The sequence below is a fragment of the Endozoicomonas sp. GU-1 genome (genome assembly GCF_027366395.1).
GTDB lineage: Bacteria > Pseudomonadota > Gammaproteobacteria > Pseudomonadales > Endozoicomonadaceae > Endozoicomonas.
In genome coordinates, this window is sequence record NZ_CP114771.1 from 512319 (window position 1) to 529855 (window position 17537).

Consider the following 17537-nt stretch of genomic DNA (forward strand, 5'->3'; position numbering starts at 1 on the left):
GGTTGTGGGAATGCTTGAAAGAGGATAGTAAACAAACTGGCTACAATTTATAAAAATAACCAACTGAAATCCCTGAATGATCCCGATCATGAACCCCGAATTTATCTCGTTCTATTCTCATTTGATGATTGCCTTTTTGCTGGCTGCTGCCTCATTTTATGGCATAAAGTGGTTGGCCCATGGTGAGCAAAAGGGGCCGGAACGGGTCTTCTGGTGCCTGGCTATCAACATACTGCACAGACCCTTGCTGACGCTGCCCTGGGTGTTGTTCATTCTCTATTCGGCGCATTACTGGCCGGGGCTTGAGCGGTCGGATGTCAATGAAACCCTGCAACTGATTCAAAAACTCATTCTGACCATCTATCCGGCCTGGTTTATCTGGGAAATCAGCCTGAATATGCCAGAGGTGCTGGCTTCCATGGGCGAGCGGTGGCGTGAGCGCCTATCGCCTTCAGTGATTGCCCGTTCCGTGCAGTTGATTATCGTTGTTTCTACACTGTTGAGTCTTGCCCAGGCTTTCGGGTATAGCCTGTCAACCCTTCTGGCCTTTGGTGGTATTGGCGGTATTATTCTGGGTCTTGCTGCCAAGGACTGGCTGGCAAACTTTTTCGGTGGATTAATGCTGATGCTGGATCGCCCTTTTACCGAGGGTGACTGGATTCGCTCTCCGGACCGATCCATTGAAGGGCATATCGAAAAGGTTGGCTGGCGTCTGACAAAAATACGAACCTTTGATAGACGGCCTATTTATGTCCCAAACTCAATCTTTACCGGCATCGTGGTGGAGAATGCCACTCGAATGAAAAACCGCCGGATGATTGAAAATTTTGCTCTTCGTTACGAGGATATTGGCAAAATACCCCGTATTCTCAGTCGCATAGATGATCTTGTTCAACAGGTTCCCGAGGTTGACAGTCGTGAGCCTCATTATGCCGTTTTCATCCGTTATGATGATTCTGCCCTGTTATGTCAGGTTCGGGTGCATATCACAAGAACGGATCGTGTTGGTTTTTTACAGGCTCAGCAATCTATTTTGCTTCTGGTTGCAGCGGTTGTTAACGAGGAAGGGGCGTCATTTGCTTATCCGACTCGAAGGATTCTTTCCGATGGGTCGATAACACAGTAGTTATATTCAATACGATGAAAATTGATAACAAGGCTAATGGATATACTGATTGTTGAAGATGCCCGTGACCAGAGAATGATTCTGTCTGTGGTTCTGAAAAAGCAGGGGCATCGTGTTTTTGAGGCATCAGACGGCTATGAAGCACTGAATGTTCTGGAAAGCCATCCTGATATCCGGATTGTCATCAGCGACTGGATGATGCCCAATATGGATGGTATCGAGCTGTGTGAGGCGATCCGTAACAGTGATTTTGGGTACTATATCTATTTCATGCTGCTAACGGGTAACTCGGATCGTGAGGCCGTGGTGGAAGGAATTAACCGTGGTGCTGATGATTTTATCAATAAGCCAGTGGATTTTGATGAGCTTGGTGCACGCCTGAATGCCGGCATTCGAATTATCGAATTAAAAGCGGCGCTTGAACATAAAATACATACCATAGAAAAAGACCTGGAGTCGGCGGCAGAAACCCAGGCCCGTCTGCTATCTGAACCTGCGAAAATTCAGAGTGTGGATTTTAACTGGTATTTCAAACCAAGCCGCATTCTTGGTGGCGATATGTTTGGTTATCAGGCACTTGATGGAGAGACACTGGGCTTCTATCAACTGGATGTAGCCGGACATGGTATTCCTTCAGCACTGTTTTCTTTTTCATTGAACAATACCCTTCGTGAGGACGGGAGTGGATCGCTGGTTAAGGCGTCATTCAGCGAGCCGCCTTTTTATCGGATAAAAGAACCCAATGAAGTGCTGGTGAGTCTGAATGAGCAGTTTCAGGCAAAACCTGAGTCGATGCTCTACTTCACCATTGCCTATGGGATAATCAACAGCCGTACCGGTTCTGTTACGTTGTCGCAGGCTGGCCATCCATCATCACTGTGGCTGAAAAGCGGTTCAAAATCTGTCGAAAAAAATTGCCTGTGGTGGCGTACCGATAGGTATGATGCCAGACATGACGTATAAAAATGTCACTATTGCGCTGCAACCTGGTGACCGACTTTTTCTTTACTCCGACGGGGTGACGGAGTGTGAAAACCATATCGGTGAAATGTTTGGTGAAGACCGGCTGGTAGCTTCTCTGGAGGATGCTTTTGATCACACCCTTGAAGCCATGATCAGCCGGGTTGAGCAGGACATTGTTAACTGGAGCGGAGCTGATGTTTTTGAGGATGATGTAACTTATCTGGTATTGGAGTGGCAGCCGTAACCAGGCTTGCCTTATTAATTACGCAACGTTTATAACGCAAGGAGAGCGACATGCCATTTGACTCTAAAAATGATGCCGGGCATACCATCGTATCAATCGACGAAACCCGGCTTGATGCATCTTTATCAGAGCCTTTGAGGATTTATCTGTTTGACCAGATCGACAATGGCTCCGATAACCTGGTGATTGATTTATCCCAGGTGCGTTTTATGGACAGCAGTGGTTTGGGGGCATTGGTGGCAGGCCTGAAAAAAATGGGGGGAGCCGGTTCCATGAAGCTGGCCAGTGCCCAGCCTGCGGTTATGGATCTTTTCAGTCTTACCTCTATGGACAAGCTGTTTACCATTCTCCCTACAGTGACCGAGGCCATTAAGGAGAAGTAATCATGACCGACGAAAAGGGGCAGGCTGTCAGGCTTGAGATTGACAGTGAGCTGGCGAATACCACTTTGGTTGCCATGGCTGTCCGGGGCCTTTGTGCCATGACAACACTGTCCCCGGTTGAGGTGAATCGTGTGGAGCTGTGTGTGGTTGAGATTGTCAATAATGCCATTGAACACGCTTATGGTAATGAAAAGGGCCATAAGGTTGAGGTTGGGGTCAGTCTTATGCAGGCTTGCTTAATGCTGACCATCAGTGATTGGGGTAAGCCAATGGAGCAGGGTAAGCTGGGGAGCAGGGATATGTCAGTGGATCCTGACAATCCTGCGGCGTGGCTGTGCAGCGGTAGAGGGTTACCGATCGTCCAGAGTTTGATGGATAACGTTGAGTATCAGACTGTTGGGGATAAAAACAGTTTTATCATGAGTAAGCAGATCAGGAGTTAGTACACGGTTTCAATACAGTTGATGGGGTCATTTAGGAGCTGTCCTGAAATAATTTCCACATTTCTGGGTTTCAAAACTACGTTCGTCCTGAGCCTGTCGAAGGGCGTGAACTCCGGCCTCATGTATTGTGCCAGTCACCCTTCGACTCCGCTCAGGGTGAACGGAGATTGTCCACATGAAACTTATTGAAATGATGAACTGTTCTGTTCACTTATTTCTAGCAACGTCAGCTGCTTTTTTCTGAAATGATCATCCCCGTTTCCACCAACGCCTCAGGGCGATCATAGGGCGTAAGTTTGAACAGGACGCCAATCTCCGGACTGTCTATGTATTGAATTTCCTTTACATTCCGGACTCTTCTTCGCTGCTTTATCTGAAAATTATCGGTTATGCGCAAAGGCGGAGAGCCATCATCCAGCCTTACCAGATTGTCAGATCCTATATCAGAAGCAGCTAGAACGTCGGCTGTCTTTTGTTCGTAATTGTTTCCGGACAGTGCGGAGTAGAGTGATTCCGGACTTAATTTATTCAGCCACAAATCAATATCAACATGCAGAAAGCGCTCTTCACTGACGCTGACCGTGCCATTCAGCAACAGATTGTCCTGCCCGCTGAGAGCAGCCCGGATTTCAATCGGTCGCTTACCTGATCTGGCGCTGACAGGCATTCGCCAGGCTTTATGGGTAATCACCTGATAGTTGCGATTTCTCTCAAGTGCAGTTACCTGACTGTTCAGAATCCTTTCATTGGCTGGCAGGTCGATGTAGGCATCACGCATCGTATCAGGATGGCTCTGCTTTACAGGCTCAATGATGTCAAACAGAGGACTGCTATCCTCAGGGTCGGCAGCGTAAGTTTGCAGTTTGATTGCATTGCCAGGTGCCCGGTAACCGGCAACGGGAGGCCAGGCTTCGCCACTGTGATTGTTGAGGTAACGAAAAACCACAAGATCCACCTGATACCATGGGGTGTCAGGTTCTCCATCACTCGCGTTCTGTGCAGCAGAAAGCGGTACATTAACCAGTAGTGCTATCGACAATGCGATAAGCTGAAGTTTTTTCATACAGAATTTCCTTGGATCACCCAATCCGGAATCAGGGATTGTGGCTTTTGTGCAGCAGCTCCTGACTGTCTGAAAACCAGCCAGGTGGCTATTGCTAGAGATCAGCTGCTAACCCGCAAGCCTGCCCAGCAACGTTTCTGTTGCCTTAAACCTCTGTTCCGGAGTTTCCATTGCGTCAATGTACTTTAAGATGCTGCTGCCTTCCAGCCTGAACTGCTGAGGGCTTGACTGGATAAGTTTAATAATCAGCATAGGATCGACACTGGGCTGCTCTTCAAACTCGACCCTTGCTTCTTTGCTACTGGCATCGAGTTTCTTGATGCCCAGTTTCTGGGCACAGAGTTTTAACTTCATCTGACGGAACAGGTTTTTGGCCGGGTCGGGCAAGAGGCCAAACCGGTCAATCAGCTCAACCTGAAGGTTCTTTAACTTTTCCTCATTATCAGCGGCGGCAATTCTCTTATAGAGAATCAAGCGGCTATGGACATCATGAATATAATCTTCAGGCAACAGGGCCGGAAGCCTTAAGTTCACTTCTGTGCCATGGTTCAAGGGCTGGTCCGGATTGGGTGTTTCGCCGTTGCGAATGGCGTTAACGGCACGCTCAAGCATCTCGGTGTAAAGCGTAAAGCCAACACTCTGTATCTGGCCGCTCTGACCTTCGCCCAGCAGTTCACCCGCACCCCTGATCTCCAGGTCGTTCGAGGCCAGCATAAACCCGGCACCAAGGGTTTGTGCTTCAGAAATGGCTTCAAGGCGTTTCGCGGCATCCGCCGTCATCGATTTCGGTGTCGGTGTTAACAGATAAGCGTAGGCCTGGTGGTGTGAGCGACCAACCCTGCCTCTAAGCTGATGCAGTTGGGCCAGGCCAAACTTGTCAGCCCGGTTGATGATGATGGTATTGGCATTAGGGATATCGATACCGGTTTCAATAATGGTTGTGCATACCAGAACGTTGTAGCGCTTGTGGTAAAAATCGGACATCACCTGTTCAAGCTGACGCTCACGCATCTGGCCATGACCGGTGATGACCCGTGCTTCAGGAATCAGTTCCTGAAGGTCGCTGGCTACTTTTTCAATGGATTCCACCTGATTGTGAAGATAGTACACCTGCCCGCCACGCAGCAGCTCCCGGAGGATCGCTTCTTTCACCAGGGGTTGGTCATATTGCCGGACAAAGGTTTTCACCGAGAGTCGCCGTGCCGGTGGTGTCGCGATAATGGACAGGTCGCGAATACCGGACATGGCCATATTGAGCGTTCTTGGAATGGGTGTTGCGGTCAGGGTCAGGATATCAACCTCGGACCTCAATGACTTGAGCTTTTCCTTGTGGCGGACCCCAAAGCGGTGTTCTTCATCGATAATAAGCAGGCCAAGATCTTTAAAGGTCAGGTCGCCCTGAAGAATCTTGTGGGTACCAATAATGATATCCAGTTTGCCCTCAGTGAGCCGTTCTTTTACCTGATCCACGGCTTTTTGCGATTTGAATCGTGAAATAACATCAATTTCTACGGGCCAGTCCGCAAATCGATCGCGGAAACTTTCGTAGTGCTGTTGCGCCAGCAGCGTCGTGGGAACCAGAATGGCCACCTGTTTACCGCTATGGGCCGCAAGGAAAGCGGCCCGCATGGCAACTTCTGTTTTACCAAAGCCCACATCACCACAGACCAGGCGATCCATGGGTTTTGGTGCGCACATATCACCAATAACGGCGGCAATGGTCTGTTGCTGATCGGGCGTTTCTTCAAACGGAAAGGCCGCAGCGAAAGCCAGATAGTTCTGCTCCGGCTCAGTGAAAGGAAACCCTTTTCGTGCTTCTCTGCGGGCATAAATATCCAGCAGTTCAACGGCCACGTCCCTGGCTTTTTCGGCGGCCTTACGCCGCACCTTGCTCCATTGCTCACTGCCCAGCCGGTGCAGCGGGGCAAGTTCATCATCGGCACCGGTGTATCGGGAAATCAGGTGGAGAGAAGCGACCGGTACATAAAGTTTGGCTTCGTTGGCATATTCCAGGGTCAGAAACTCCGTGGTCTGGCCATCCACTGCCAGTGTTTCCAGCCCTCTGTATCTGCCAACCCCATGGTCAATATGCACCACGGGGGCTCCGATTCTTAACTCGGTCAGGTTGCGAATCACCTGGTCGGCACTGTGTTCGTCTTCTGTCTTCCGCCGTCTGGTCTGTTGTACTCTCTGGCCAAGCAAAAGTGCTTCCGGGATAACAGCGATTTGTTCTTCCGGTAAGTACAGTCCGTTGTCCAGTAGCCCGGTACTGACCGCCAGGGCGGGCTTTTCTTTAAGAAATGCGGACCAGCCATCACACAGATCAGGGGTTATATTATTCTGGCTCAGCAGCTCCAGCAGTACTTCCCGCCGCCCAGCACTTTCGGCGACCAGCAGGACATGATGAATGTCATTTATAAAGGTTTTGAGGTGGGCCAGTGGTTGCTCAAGCCGGGCATTAATGGTCAGTTCCGGCAATTCCTCACGGTTTAAATTAAATCGACCGGCCTTGGGTGCAACAGGCTGCTCAAACAGTGTGACTCTGGGGAAGTCGTTCAGTCTGCTGTATAGCTCCTCCGAGGGCATCAGAACCCGGGATGGCGAAAGTATTGGCCTTTGCGGATCAGCACGTCGGTTGTCGTAACGTGCATGAACATCCGAATAAAAATGATCCAGTGCTGAACCCACGGTGTCGTAGATCAGTATTCGGGTGTTTGGTGGCATGTAGTCGAAAAGCGTTGACGTCTCCTCAAAGAAAAGAGGCAAATAGTATTCAATGCCCGGGCTGGCAATACCTTTGTTGATATCCTGGTAAATCGGGCATTCACGATGGTTAACGTCAAAGGTTTCCTGAAAATTACTGCGAAATAACGCTATCCCTTGCTTATCCAGGGGGAACTCATGCCCCGGTAGCAGTTGTATCTCCTCAACCGTTGCAATGGAGCGTTGCGTTTCAGGATCAAACGTTCTCAGTGACTCTATCTCGTCATCAAACAGATCAACCCGATAGGGCGTGTCAGCCCCCATGGGAAAAATATCAACAATCGAGCCACGGATAGCGAACTCGCCATGTTCCATCACTGAGTCAACACAGCGATATCCGGCCTGTTCAAACTGGCCCCGGCGTTCATCAATGATAAACCGGGTGCCCGGTTGCAACGACAGGCAGCTGCCCAGCAGATAGTTCTTCGGACACAGGCGGTGCAACAGCGTCGTCACGGGCACAATCAGAATTTTTTTGCGGCCACGGTTGTCGGTCAGGGGAAGGTGGTAGAGCGTTGACAGTCGCTGGGAAATAATATCCTGATGGGGTGAAAAGGTATCGTAGGGCAGTATCTCCCAGTCCGGCATTTGCTGAACATGGATGTTGGCTTCTTCAGCAAGGAAGAACGCCAGCTCTTCTTCCAGCCGATTTGCTGATGAACTGTCCGGCGTAATAATCATCAGCGGCTGGTTGTCCGATACCGCAGCACAGGAAATGGTCAAGGCAGGCCCGGCTTTCGCGAGATTTCCCCACTGAAGCTTGTCGCCGGGGTGGGTTGGCAGAGGAATAGTGTGTTGAAACATGAAAATCCTGAAGGCTCTCCTGATTTACCCCAAATACAGATATAAGTGGTGGATTGTAGCGGTTGTGATCCTGTTCTCCCAGTATTGCCAGCGGGAAATGGCGGAATAAGCAGGAAAATCAAAGGCAGAAAGATTACCGCTGTTAACTTTTGATAATCTTTGTTGCCTCGAACACCATCAACAAGGATAATACCAACGAAACATAAGTCCCAAATAAGGGATTGTATTTAAAACAGAAATAATAAACGGGAATTTATCGTGGTAGCAGACCGTTTTCAGGACTGGAAAGAGCGTGAAGCACTGGCTGAGTCAATGATCCCTCTGATCGGCAAGCTGTATAGAAATCACCATGTTGTCACGTCTGTGTTTGGGCATCCCGTCATTAACCGCTCCGTAATCAGCCTGCTGAAAGCGCACAAGTTTGTCCGTCAGATTGAGGACAATGGTCTTTCTGTCCGTGAGACTTACCCTGTGCTGGAAATTCTGGCAGGCCTTGATCTGGGGCCATCGCGTATTGATATTGGCAAGCTGGCGGTTGGTTACCGGGCGGAAGCTGCAGGCCTGTCACTGGAAGAGTACGTTACCGGTCAAGTAGCGTCAGTGACTAATGGCCATAAACAGACGTTGGGCCCGGGTCAGGATGTCGTATTGTATGGCTTTGGCCGGATTGGCCGTTTGATGGCCAGAATCCTCATTGAGCGCGCGGGCAGTGGCTCTGGTATTAACCTGAGGGCCGTGGTTGTCAGGCCCGGCGGTGCAGGCAATGATCTTCAGAAACGGGCAAGCCTGTTGCGTCGCGACTCGGTTCATGGTTCTTTCCAGGGCACTATATCTGTTGATGAAGAGAATAAAGTTATCTATGCCAACGGTGTGGGCATTCAGGTTATTTATTCCAGTAGCCCGGATTCCATCGATTACACCCGGTATGGCATTAACCATGCCGTGATTGTCGACAACACCGGTAAATGGCGTGATAAAGAGGGATTGAGCCTGCATTTGCAATCAAAGGGAGTGTCCAGGGTCCTGCTGACAGCACCGGGTAAAGGGGATATCAAGAATATTGTTTATGGGGTAAATCATAACGATATTGAGCCGGACGATCAGATTCTTTCCGCCGCCTCCTGTACCACTAACGCGATCACACCGGTGCTGAAGGCCATTAATGATGAGTTTGGTGTTGAACACGGTCATGTAGAGACGGTTCACTCCTACACCAATGACCAGAATCTGATTGATAATTACCACAAAGGTGAACGTCGTGGACGCAGCGCTGCCCTGAATATGGTCATTACCGAAACCGGGGCAGCGAAAGCCGTTGCCAAGGCGTTGCCTGAACTTGAGGGCAAGTTGACGGGGAATGCTATTCGGTGCCGACCCCGAATGTTTCCCTGGCCATCCTTAACCTGTCCCTGGACAAGGCCACCACCGTTGAAGAGCTTAATCGCTTTATCAGGGAGATCTCACTGTATTCCAGCCTTCAGAAACAGGTAGATTACGTCACCTCTGTTGAAGCAGTTTCCAGTGATTTTGTGGGTAGCCGTCGAGCTGGCGTTGTGGATGGGCAAGCCACTATTGTTGATGGAAAACGCTGTGTGCTTTACGTCTGGTATGACAATGAGTTCGGTTACAGCTGTCAGGTCAACCGGATACTTCAGTTTATGTCTGGTGCGATGTACCCGTCGGTTCCATAAAACACTCGTTTGTCAGTAGTGATGAACACTTCACAGAGTGACGGATTCGTTGTTCGACTAATCAGTCACTCTGTAGATGCTGCCATTTTCATATCTTATCCCGATTTACCATTACGACCTGCGTACATTGATATTGGTCAACAATGAGTGAGATTGGCCGCCCTCTAAATTGTAACCATTCTCATTTGCGTATATATTCAGATCAATTGACATTTTGTCAGGCAGCAACCATTCCACACTAAAACCCCGACAAAAAACAGGTTCTGGCCCTGGCAAATGATTTAGGTGCAAATATCTGGGTCATTTTTGCGAGTTATTACCTGCTGTGCAGAAAAAACGCGTACAAAACTGACTTTATGATGCCTGTGGAGAAGATTTACATGAAGGTGACATTGGGTGAACTGAAAACCGGTGAATGTGGCCGGGTAACCGCTTTTGCGGATGCTGGCAGTGCCTACCGGCGGAAATTGCTGGCAATGGGCCTGACGCCCGGAACCCGGTTCACGGTTTGTCGTGTTGCGCCATTGGGGGACCCAATCCAGTTGGAAGTCAGGGGCTTCCAATTATCGATTCGAAAGGATGAAGCCGCTGTTATAGAGGTTTCCAGAACATGAAAAAACACGTTGTTGCAATCGTCGGAAATCCTAACTGTGGTAAGACAACGCTGTTTAACGCGCTGACCGGTGCCCGGCAGCGGGTTGGTAACTGGCCAGGCGTTACTGTGGAAAAACGCAGTGGTTTTTATACCTTTGCTGATAACGCCATAGAAGTGGTTGATCTGCCCGGAACCTACTGTCTTGATGTGGTTGACAGTGACGTTTCTCTTGATGAAAAAGTGGCGCGGGATTATATCCTGAAGCGTGAAGCTGATTTAATTATCAATATTCTTGATGCCTCAAATATTGAAAGAAATTTGTACCTGACCACTCAATTGCTGGATATGGGTGCTCCAGTCATCGTTGTGCTCAATATGATGGACGTTGCCAGGGAAAAGGGCATGGACATTGATATTGACAAGCTGGCTGAGGAACTCGGCTGTCCGGTGCTGCCCCTGGTTGCCAGCAAGTCAGGCAATATTAAAGCCTTTTTACAAAATATTAATGATTTTCTGAATAATGGTATTTCCGTAGCCCCGCCATTGAACCTTGGTGAACAGCTGGAACAGGCCATTGCCGTTATTGAATCGACCCTTGAAGCGTCTGTGAATCTTGATAGTCCGCTGTCCCGACGCTGGTATGCCCTGAAGTTACTGGAAGGAGACACTGTGCCTCTGCCGGAACTGACCTGGCAGGTGGTTAATGAGGCTACCCGGCAGCGTCATATCATTGAGGCTGCCCTTGAGGAAGATCTGGACATTATTCTGGCCAGTCGACGTTACGATGTGGTTGGTCAGCTTATGGAGTCAGTGATTCGTGAGCGGGGCGTGGTCAGTCACCGGCTGAGTGAATCCATTGATCGTGTGGTATTGAACCGGGTGCTTGGGTTCCCCATTTTCCTGGGTGTCATGTATCTGATGTTCATGTTCACCATTAACTTCGGCAGTGCCTTTATCGACTTTTTCAATATCTTACCGGGACTCTGCTGGTGGACGGCCTGGGCCACTGGCTGAACTCGGTTGGTGCTCCCGCCTGGGCAGTGACGTTACTGGCGGACGGTGTGGGTGGTGGTATCCAGACTGTATCGACATTTATCCCGGTGATTGCTTTCCTGTTTCTGTTTCTTTCCATACTGGAAGACTCGGGATACATGGCCAGGGCTGCTTTTGTCATTGACCGGCTCATGCGCTTTCTGGGGCTTCCGGGCAAAGCTTTTGTTCCCATGCTGGTGGGCTTTGGCTGCAACGTGCCTGCGATTATGGCAGCACGGACACTGGACAATGAAAAGGACCGGCTGTTGACCATCTCCATGGCTCCGTTTATGTCCTGCGGTGCCCGATTGCCGGTGTACGCACTGTTTGCCGCTGCCTTTTTCCCGGAGTCCGGCCAGAATGTGGTGTTTATTTTGTATCTGGTGGGTATCCTGGCGGCAATATTTACCGGGTTGATTCTCAAGCAGAGCATCCTTAGTGGCGACAGTTCGCCATTTATTATGGAGTTGCCCAATTACCATTTGCCATCGGTGACTCAGGTCATGTTACGCACCTGGGATCGTCTCAAGGCTTTTATCCTGCGTGCAGGCAAAGCGATTGTGATGGTGGTGGTCGTGCTGAACACCCTGAATGCTATTGGTACCGATGGCTCTTTCGGTCACCAGAACACTCAGAACTCCCTGCTCAGCAAGATTGGCCAAACCATTACCCCGATATTTTCCCCCATGGGTATGACGGAAGAAAACTGGCCAGCGGCTGTGGGACTGTTTACAGGTATTTTGGCGAAAGAAGCCGTTGTGGGTACGCTTGACTCAATGTACGGTGCTATTGCCGCGTCTGAAAACGCTGACACCGAGGGTGAAACGACGTTTGACCTGTTGGCAGGTTTGCAGGAAGCCGTTGCCACTATTCCAGCCAATCTGAGTGGTTTAAGTGGCACACTGGCAGATCCTCTGGGTGTCGAAGTGGGCGATCTGACCGATCTGGAGGCGGTTGCCGAAGAGCAGGCAGTCAAGGTCAGCACCTTCTTCTGTTATGGCAGGCCTGTTCCCCAGTCATGCTGCGGTTATTGCCTACTTATTGATGATCCTTCTTTATACTCCCTGCGTAGCAGCATTGGGTGCTATTTACCGGGAAACCACCCTGGGCTGGACGCTGTTCATTTCCGGATGGACCTTCTTCCTTGGCTATGCGGTTGCCACTATTTATTACCAGTTGTCACTGGTATCTGTGCAGCCCGGCGAAACGCTACTTTGGGTGGTATCGATCATGCTGATGATGTTTATTGTGGTTACCTTGATGAAACGCATGGGAGCCTCAGTACTGCAAGGGCGGATGGATGTCAGCCCGCAATGACATCGTAAACGCAAAGCGTGGCCAAAAGCACTGTCAGTGCTTTTGGCCATTAACCGGAACCTGACAGGCGCTGACCATGCTGATCAAAATCCGCGATTATTTGAAACAGCAGAAAGTGTGCTCTCTGGCTGACCTCAGTGTGAAATTCAATACCACACCTGAGGCCATGAGAGGGATGCTCTCACACTGGCTAAGGAAAGGTCAGTTGAGCTGTGAACAGCCGGGTTGCTTTGTGGCCTGCAAAAAGGGGTGTGTTTCCTGTGACCCTGCCGAGTTGGAGATCTATCGCTGGCAGGGGAAGTCTCAACATATTCCATTGAGTCTTATCGGCTGACTGACTTTCACAGCATATTTGCTGTTCCTGCATAAAAACCTCTGTACCCCTGAGCTCCTTTACCATTACATCATCATGATATAGTTGGCGTTTTTTACATAACGCCTGCCTGCTTCTTTGCCATTTTAATAGTCAAACAGATGTTTGATTATTATTACCCGGTAACATGATGGAACTTTCGAAACAAACGATAGTCCAAAAAATAAAATCCACAGTTTGTTCAGTTTTCTGAAAAGTTTCTTATGGAGTAGGTGATAGACTATGAATGTTAACGGTACTACAGGTAATACAGATACTATATACAAATTTCCCCTGTGCAGTTTTGACAACACGCCAGGGCAGGCATTTGGAATGAAAGTTGAAGAGCATGATGGCGCTGAGGATAAACTTGCTTCTGTTCTTTTTGAAGGATGTGCGGAAACAGGGAAATCTAATGAAGGTTTTGTTGTGGTGATAGGAAGAAAAAAGCTTAAGAGGCTGCAGGATACAGATCCTGATGTATTTGCTGGATTATACAATGCCAGCCCCGTTTCTGAACCATCAGAAAGTGTCTTTTCAAGAGTATGTACCCTTGTAACTGATATTATTTCTGCCTATCTGAACACAGGACAAAGTTAATTGATTAAGTCCCCGGCTTTTAAGGTTAAGTGGGCTGAACTTGATAAAGAAAAACAGGTGTCTGGTAAAGATCGTTGGCCTTAAGCGTCTTTACCGGCACTCTGCCTGATAAACTGAAGGTGTGGGTAAGTAACCAGCAACCAGGTGGCAGTTGAGGAATCAATTCTCTTTCAACACGTTCCATCGCTCCGGGATACAAATAGCAAACAACAAGGCCCGCGTTACCAGGGACTGCCTGGAAGAAATCCGCTCTTATAACATCGATCCCATACCTTGCCTCAGTAAACAGGGCTGGAACCGGAGAACGTTCCCAGGCCTCAATTTTTTTGTCAGGGTATTTTTCTCTTAAAATGGGAATCAGGTGTCCCCAGCCACAACCAAGCTCCATAACATGACCGGACACGTCATCTGGAAGGATATCTCTGATCGCCGCCCTGACTTTTCGTGAGGTGGGAGTAGGGCCAATGCCCAGGCGCAGGGTCCAGAAGAGAATAGAGCCGGTGATCAGACCGGCTGCCACCAGAAACGCGATGGTCATTATTAATGAGTTCAAGGGATTATGCGTTAATCTTCAACACGTTCCCAGGTTTGCGAACGGCCGATCAGCGCGAACCCGATATAACCACGGACTTCCAGTTTACTGCCATCTTCCAGCACTTTCATGTTAGCGCTGTAGACTTTCCCGGATTCAGGATCGACGATTTTTCCATCGTCATATTTGCTGCCTTGCTTTTTCATGCCCCAGAGTATGGTCATGCCCTGAACTTTCTGATCCTTGAGCTCGCCCTGGCACTGGTCACAAATGCTGTCCTGTTTGGCAGGGTCAAGAATCTGTGTCACTTTGCCAGACAGTTTGCCATTTTCCTCGAAGATTGTGACATAACTTTTTGCTTTACCCGTGCTGTCATCAATGGTTTTCCATAGTCCCAGGGGCGAAGCCGCCAGGCTGAACGAGGACAGGCAGAGGGACAACAATCCAGCGCCCAGGACGCGTTTTCTCGGGAACATGTGAGGGAGTCTCCAAAACCCCGGAATTTTCCGGCATTTATTGTAATCATTCCATTGTGGTGTCATTCAGGTAGAACAGTTTGCCCCGGACACTTCTGCGAAATTCAGAAGGCGTGAGCTGGTTGCGACGTTTGAACAATCTGGAAAAATAATCAGCGTCGGCATATCCCACCTGCTGGGCAATTTCGGCAATGCCCAGGTTGGTATTCTTTAATAGATCGCTGGCCTGATCAAGCCTGATTTTGCGGACATACTCCATTGGCGGGGAACCGGTGGCCTGTTGAAAGCGACGATTCAGTGTCCGGGCATTCAAGCCCGACATTCTGCCAAGGGCAGCCAGAGAGATTTCACTGACGAAATGATGGTGGATAAAGTCCTGCAGGGAGACGATCACTTCATCCTGGTGGGTTGTGGCATGATCTTCAGCAAAATGGGTGTCTTTGAAGGGCTTTCTGATTTCATGGGAGAACTGCTGTTCAACCTTTTGGGCGATGGACTCGCCAAGCGCTACGCCAATCATGTGCACCATCAGGTCAGCGACCGAATTGACACTGCCAGCGCAATAAATACGACCTGCCCGGGTGATCAGGTGATTGGGTTTGAACTCAATATCCGGGAAAAAACGTTGCAGTTTTTCCATGTAAAACCAGTGGGTTGTGGCTGGTTTTTGATCCAGAAGCCCGGTTTCTGCCATAAACGCCACCCCGGTACCAGCTGCGGCAAATACGGCACCGGCATCGTGTTGGCGTTTTAACCATGCAATGATTTCCGGATGTTTCCTGACCACCGGAATCGGGTTGCGCCAGAGCGCAGGAACCAGAATCAGATCACCATAGCCACTCTGTTTAAAGGTTCTGTCCGGTGTCAGTCTCAGGCCGCCAGTGGTGGTGATGGGGGCGGGCGTACTGGCACAGAAATGAACTTCAATACTTTTTTTATTGGCTGACAGTCGGGTGTAGGTCATTGCCGCTTCCAGCATCTCAAGGGGTAATGTCACACTGGTACTGATCATATGCTCCACCATAGGGATCAGTACCCGGTTTAACTGGATTAGGGGGGATTGTTGGAACATTGGCGTAAAACTGCTCGGTGATGTGTCTTTTTTGTCCGTATTCGTGTCTTTTTCATCCGGTTAAGTTTATCACGAAATCATTAAACTAGTGCCAACTTCATTTAATTCTTAATTTGCATTCATAACAACCTGATCGCTACTCAGAGTGGCACATCATTCAGTTGTTATACAGGAGTGTGGTTTGTCCAGATTACCCGTTATTGTTGCTCAAGGTGGGGTCAGCCCAGCTGGAAGAACCTCTGGTTTTCATGGCTACCGTCGTTTGGTGCTGGAATGCCTGAGTGACCGGTCGCAGCACGAAACTCTTGCTGCGCTGCGCATGCTGAGAAATCTGCCACAAGACAGCAGTCGGGAAGATATTCTGTCGGGCACATTGATTCGCCAGCTGGAAAACAACCTGTTTAATCCGCAAGCCATTCCTTTTCATCAGGCCATTCAGGCGGAGTCCGGATCGGAAATTATTCTGAAGGGCCGTCGTTTACCCAATCCACTGCCCGATGGCTGGCAGTTAGAAAAACTGGAAGATGGCCAGATCAAGGTGAGAATCGAAGTCGGCCAGCCGTTAATGATTCCTTCCATCCGTGAATCACTGGTCAATGCTGCGGGTCAGCTGCCCAGCGGGTTTGCCCCGGAAAAGCTGTACCAGTCCCGGAACCACCCCAGGTCACTGACAATGACGGTGTTCGGTGCATCCGATGCGATTTATTCTTCCGGTATGGACTGGCATGCGGTGAAGCAGAAGCTAAGCCCTGAACAGGTTGCGGTCTATTCCGGCAGTGCCATGAGCCAACTGGATTTTAACGGCAATGGCGGTTTGCTTCAGTCCCGTTTGCTGGGAAAGCGGGTGACTTCCAAGCAGTGTCCACTGGGTTTTGCCGAGATGTCGGCGGATTTTATCAATGCCTATATCCTTGGCTCTCTGGGTGGCACGGGTACCAGTATGGGAGCCTGTGCCACCATGCTTTACAACCTGGAACAGGCCGCTGCTGACATTCGCAGTGGCCGTCGTCGTCTGGTGATTGTGGGCAACAGTGAAGCGCCAATTACCCCGGAAGTCATGGAAGGTTATTCCACCATGGGGGCTTTGACCACGGATGCGGCACTGCGGAAACTGGATGGTTTGTCGGATTCTGACCATCCGGACTGGCGCAGAGCCTGTCGCCCATTTGCCGACAATGCCGGTTTCACCATTGCCGAATCCAGCCAGTTTCTGGTGTTGATGGATGACGAACTGGCCCTTGAGTGCGGCGCACAGATCCTGGGATCGGTGGCGGATGTCTTTATTAATGCGGATGGTTTCAAGAAGTCTATTTCTGCCCCGGGAGCCGGTAATCATTTGACCGTGGCCCGGGCTGCCGCCCTGGGCAGGGCCATTGCTGGCGAAGACGCCCTTCGTTACCGGAGTTTTGTTCAGGCCCATGGCACAGGAACGCCACAGAATCGGGTGACCGAGTCACAGATTCTCAGTGAAACCGCAAAAGTGTTTGGTATGGAAAGCTGGCCGGTGGCTGCGGTTAAAAGTTACCTTGGTCATTCCATCGGCGCAGCGGGTGGTGATCAGATTATGGCGACACTCGGCGTCTGGAAGCATGGATTTATTCCCGGTATCAGAACGATCAATGGCCTGGCTGAAGACGTCTACTCGGAAAAACTCAATATTCTACTGAATCACCTGGAAACCGGTGTTGATCAGATGGATCTTGCCCTGATTAATGCCAAGGGTTTTGGTGGCAACAATGCCACAGCCCTGCTGCTCAGCCCGGAAATAACCCGAAAAATGCTGAAAGCCCGCCATGGCGATAAGGCCATGACGCAGTGGCAACAGAAAAATGAGACAGTCACCCAGCAGCAGGATGACTATGAACAGCGCTGCCAGAGCGGTGCAGCAAACCCCATTTATCAGTTTGGTGAGGGTGTGCTGGACGGTTCTGACCTGACGTTTTCGGAAAAACAGGTAAATGTTCCGGGCTATGGAAAGGCGCTAGATCTGGAGATGGAAAACCCGTTCTGGCCGTTTAACCGATAACAACCTGGGGGCTGCCCTCAGTGATGCGCGCATTTCTGTGAAGTTGCGAGACAAC

16 protein-coding genes and 1 pseudogene are annotated in these 17537 nt (G+C 49.8%); 12 read left to right on the forward strand and 5 right to left on the reverse strand.

The genetic code is table 11. The features are described from left to right. Positions 1-76: 76 nt before the first annotated feature. From O3276_RS02360 to O3276_RS02380, 5 genes are read left to right on the forward strand one after another with little or no spacing between them, the layout of a single operon-like run. Entirely contained in the window at positions 77-1126 is a 1050-nt protein-coding gene (locus tag O3276_RS02360; RefSeq protein ID WP_269674191.1) for a mechanosensitive ion channel family protein, read from the forward strand. 36 nt (positions 1127-1162) lie between these two features. After that, positions 1163-2089 (forward strand): response regulator, encoded by a 927-nt coding sequence (locus O3276_RS02365; RefSeq protein WP_269674192.1) that lies wholly within the window; start codon positions 1163-1165, stop codon positions 2087-2089. Next, positions 2079-2333 carry a PP2C family protein-serine/threonine phosphatase gene (locus O3276_RS02370; protein WP_269674193.1) on the forward strand — a complete coding sequence of 85 codons (255 nt, stop codon included), beginning with the start codon at positions 2079-2081 and terminating at the stop codon, positions 2331-2333. The genes O3276_RS02365 and O3276_RS02370 overlap by 11 nt, the downstream gene beginning before the upstream one ends. 50 nt (positions 2334-2383) lie before the next feature. Continuing rightward, positions 2384-2716, forward strand: a complete 333-nt coding sequence (locus tag O3276_RS02375; protein ID WP_101747520.1) for an STAS domain-containing protein — start codon at positions 2384-2386, stop codon at positions 2714-2716. Between the two features lie 2 nt (positions 2717-2718). Further along, positions 2719-3159: an ATP-binding protein gene (locus tag O3276_RS02380; protein ID WP_269674194.1), complete on the forward strand. Its 441-nt coding sequence runs from the start codon at positions 2719-2721 to the stop codon at positions 3157-3159. A gap of 226 nt (positions 3160-3385) precedes the next feature. Here O3276_RS02380 and O3276_RS02385 read toward each other — a convergent pair whose 3' ends face one another. Then, positions 3386-4222 carry a CsiV family protein gene (locus O3276_RS02385; protein ID WP_269674195.1) on the reverse strand — a complete coding sequence of 279 codons (837 nt, stop codon included), beginning with the start codon at positions 4220-4222 and terminating at the stop codon, positions 3386-3388. A gap of 108 nt (positions 4223-4330) precedes the next feature. Next, positions 4331-7789, reverse strand: a complete 3459-nt coding sequence (mfd, locus tag O3276_RS02390) for a transcription-repair coupling factor (RefSeq protein WP_269674196.1) — start codon at positions 7787-7789, stop codon at positions 4331-4333. 312 nt (positions 7790-8101) lie between these two features. Between mfd and O3276_RS02395 the strand changes: the two are divergent. The 6 genes and pseudogenes from O3276_RS02395 to O3276_RS02425 form a co-directional block, all read left to right on the forward strand. Next, positions 8102-9339: pseudogene (locus tag O3276_RS02395) on the forward strand (glyceraldehyde-3-phosphate dehydrogenase); the annotation flags it as partial. A 521-nt stretch (positions 9340-9860) separates the two neighbouring features. Further along, a complete protein-coding gene (locus O3276_RS02400) occupies positions 9861-10094 on the forward strand; it encodes a FeoA family protein (protein WP_269674197.1) in 234 nt (77 codons plus the stop codon). Next, positions 10091-11089 carry a FeoB small GTPase domain-containing protein gene (locus O3276_RS02405; RefSeq protein ID WP_269674198.1) on the forward strand — a complete coding sequence of 333 codons (999 nt, stop codon included), beginning with the start codon at positions 10091-10093 and terminating at the stop codon, positions 11087-11089. Before O3276_RS02400 ends, O3276_RS02405 begins: the two co-directional genes overlap by 4 nt. Continuing rightward, positions 11065-12432, forward strand: coding sequence for a ferrous iron transport protein B (gene feoB / locus O3276_RS25405; protein WP_332328177.1), 1368 nt, complete (start codon positions 11065-11067; stop codon positions 12430-12432). The genes O3276_RS02405 and feoB overlap by 25 nt, the downstream gene beginning before the upstream one ends. 68 nt (positions 12433-12500) lie before the next feature. Next, positions 12501-12758, forward strand: coding sequence for a FeoC-like transcriptional regulator (locus tag O3276_RS02420; RefSeq protein ID WP_101747513.1), 258 nt, complete (start codon positions 12501-12503; stop codon positions 12756-12758). A gap of 261 nt (positions 12759-13019) precedes the next feature. After that, positions 13020-13376: a hypothetical protein gene (locus O3276_RS02425; RefSeq protein ID WP_269674199.1), complete on the forward strand. Its 357-nt coding sequence runs from the start codon at positions 13020-13022 to the stop codon at positions 13374-13376. 25 nt (positions 13377-13401) lie between these two features. Here O3276_RS02425 and O3276_RS02430 read toward each other — a convergent pair whose 3' ends face one another. From O3276_RS02430 to O3276_RS02440, 3 genes are read right to left on the reverse strand one after another with little or no spacing between them, the layout of a single operon-like run. After that, on the reverse strand, positions 13402-13929 hold the full coding sequence (locus tag O3276_RS02430; protein WP_269674200.1) for a class I SAM-dependent methyltransferase: 528 nt from the start codon (positions 13927-13929) through the stop codon (positions 13402-13404). Between the two features lie 11 nt (positions 13930-13940). Next, positions 13941-14384 (reverse strand): DUF2147 domain-containing protein, encoded by a 444-nt coding sequence (locus O3276_RS02435; protein ID WP_269674201.1) that lies wholly within the window; start codon positions 14382-14384, stop codon positions 13941-13943. A gap of 46 nt (positions 14385-14430) precedes the next feature. Next, positions 14431-15456 (reverse strand): GlxA family transcriptional regulator, encoded by a 1026-nt coding sequence (locus tag O3276_RS02440; protein ID WP_269674202.1) that lies wholly within the window; start codon positions 15454-15456, stop codon positions 14431-14433. A 181-nt stretch (positions 15457-15637) separates the two neighbouring features. Between O3276_RS02440 and O3276_RS02445 the strand changes: the two genes are divergently transcribed. Continuing rightward, positions 15638-17482, forward strand: a complete 1845-nt coding sequence (locus O3276_RS02445; RefSeq protein ID WP_269674203.1) for a beta-ketoacyl synthase — start codon at positions 15638-15640, stop codon at positions 17480-17482. Positions 17483-17537: the final 55 nt, after the last annotated feature.

Bases quoted from the DNA above. Each gene is read 5' to 3' on its own strand.
- O3276_RS02400 (WP_269674197.1), top strand. From the start codon at position 9,861: ATGAAGGTGACATTGGGTGAACTGAAAACCGGTGAATGTGGCCGGGTA.
- O3276_RS02405 (WP_269674198.1), top strand. From the start codon at position 10,091: ATGAAAAAACACGTTGTTGCAATCGTCGGAAATCCTAACTGTGGTAAG.
- O3276_RS02380 (WP_269674194.1), top strand. From the start codon at position 2,719: ATGACCGACGAAAAGGGGCAGGCTGTCAGGCTTGAGATTGACAGTGAG.
- O3276_RS02435 (WP_269674201.1), bottom strand. From the start codon at position 14,384: ATGTTCCCGAGAAAACGCGTCCTGGGCGCTGGATTGTTGTCCCTCTGC.
- mfd (WP_269674196.1), bottom strand. From the start codon at position 7,789: ATGTTTCAACACACTATTCCTCTGCCAACCCACCCCGGCGACAAGCTT.
- O3276_RS02365 (WP_269674192.1), top strand. From the start codon at position 1,163: ATGGATATACTGATTGTTGAAGATGCCCGTGACCAGAGAATGATTCTG.
- O3276_RS02360 (WP_269674191.1), top strand. From the start codon at position 77: ATGATCCCGATCATGAACCCCGAATTTATCTCGTTCTATTCTCATTTG.
- O3276_RS02385 (WP_269674195.1), bottom strand. From the start codon at position 4,222: ATGAAAAAACTTCAGCTTATCGCATTGTCGATAGCACTACTGGTTAAT.
- O3276_RS02370 (WP_269674193.1), top strand. From the start codon at position 2,079: ATGACGTATAAAAATGTCACTATTGCGCTGCAACCTGGTGACCGACTT.
- O3276_RS02440 (WP_269674202.1), bottom strand. From the start codon at position 15,456: ATGTTCCAACAATCCCCCCTAATCCAGTTAAACCGGGTACTGATCCCT.
- O3276_RS02375 (WP_101747520.1), top strand. From the start codon at position 2,384: ATGCCATTTGACTCTAAAAATGATGCCGGGCATACCATCGTATCAATC.
- O3276_RS02420 (WP_101747513.1), top strand. From the start codon at position 12,501: ATGCTGATCAAAATCCGCGATTATTTGAAACAGCAGAAAGTGTGCTCT.
- O3276_RS02425 (WP_269674199.1), top strand. From the start codon at position 13,020: ATGAATGTTAACGGTACTACAGGTAATACAGATACTATATACAAATTT.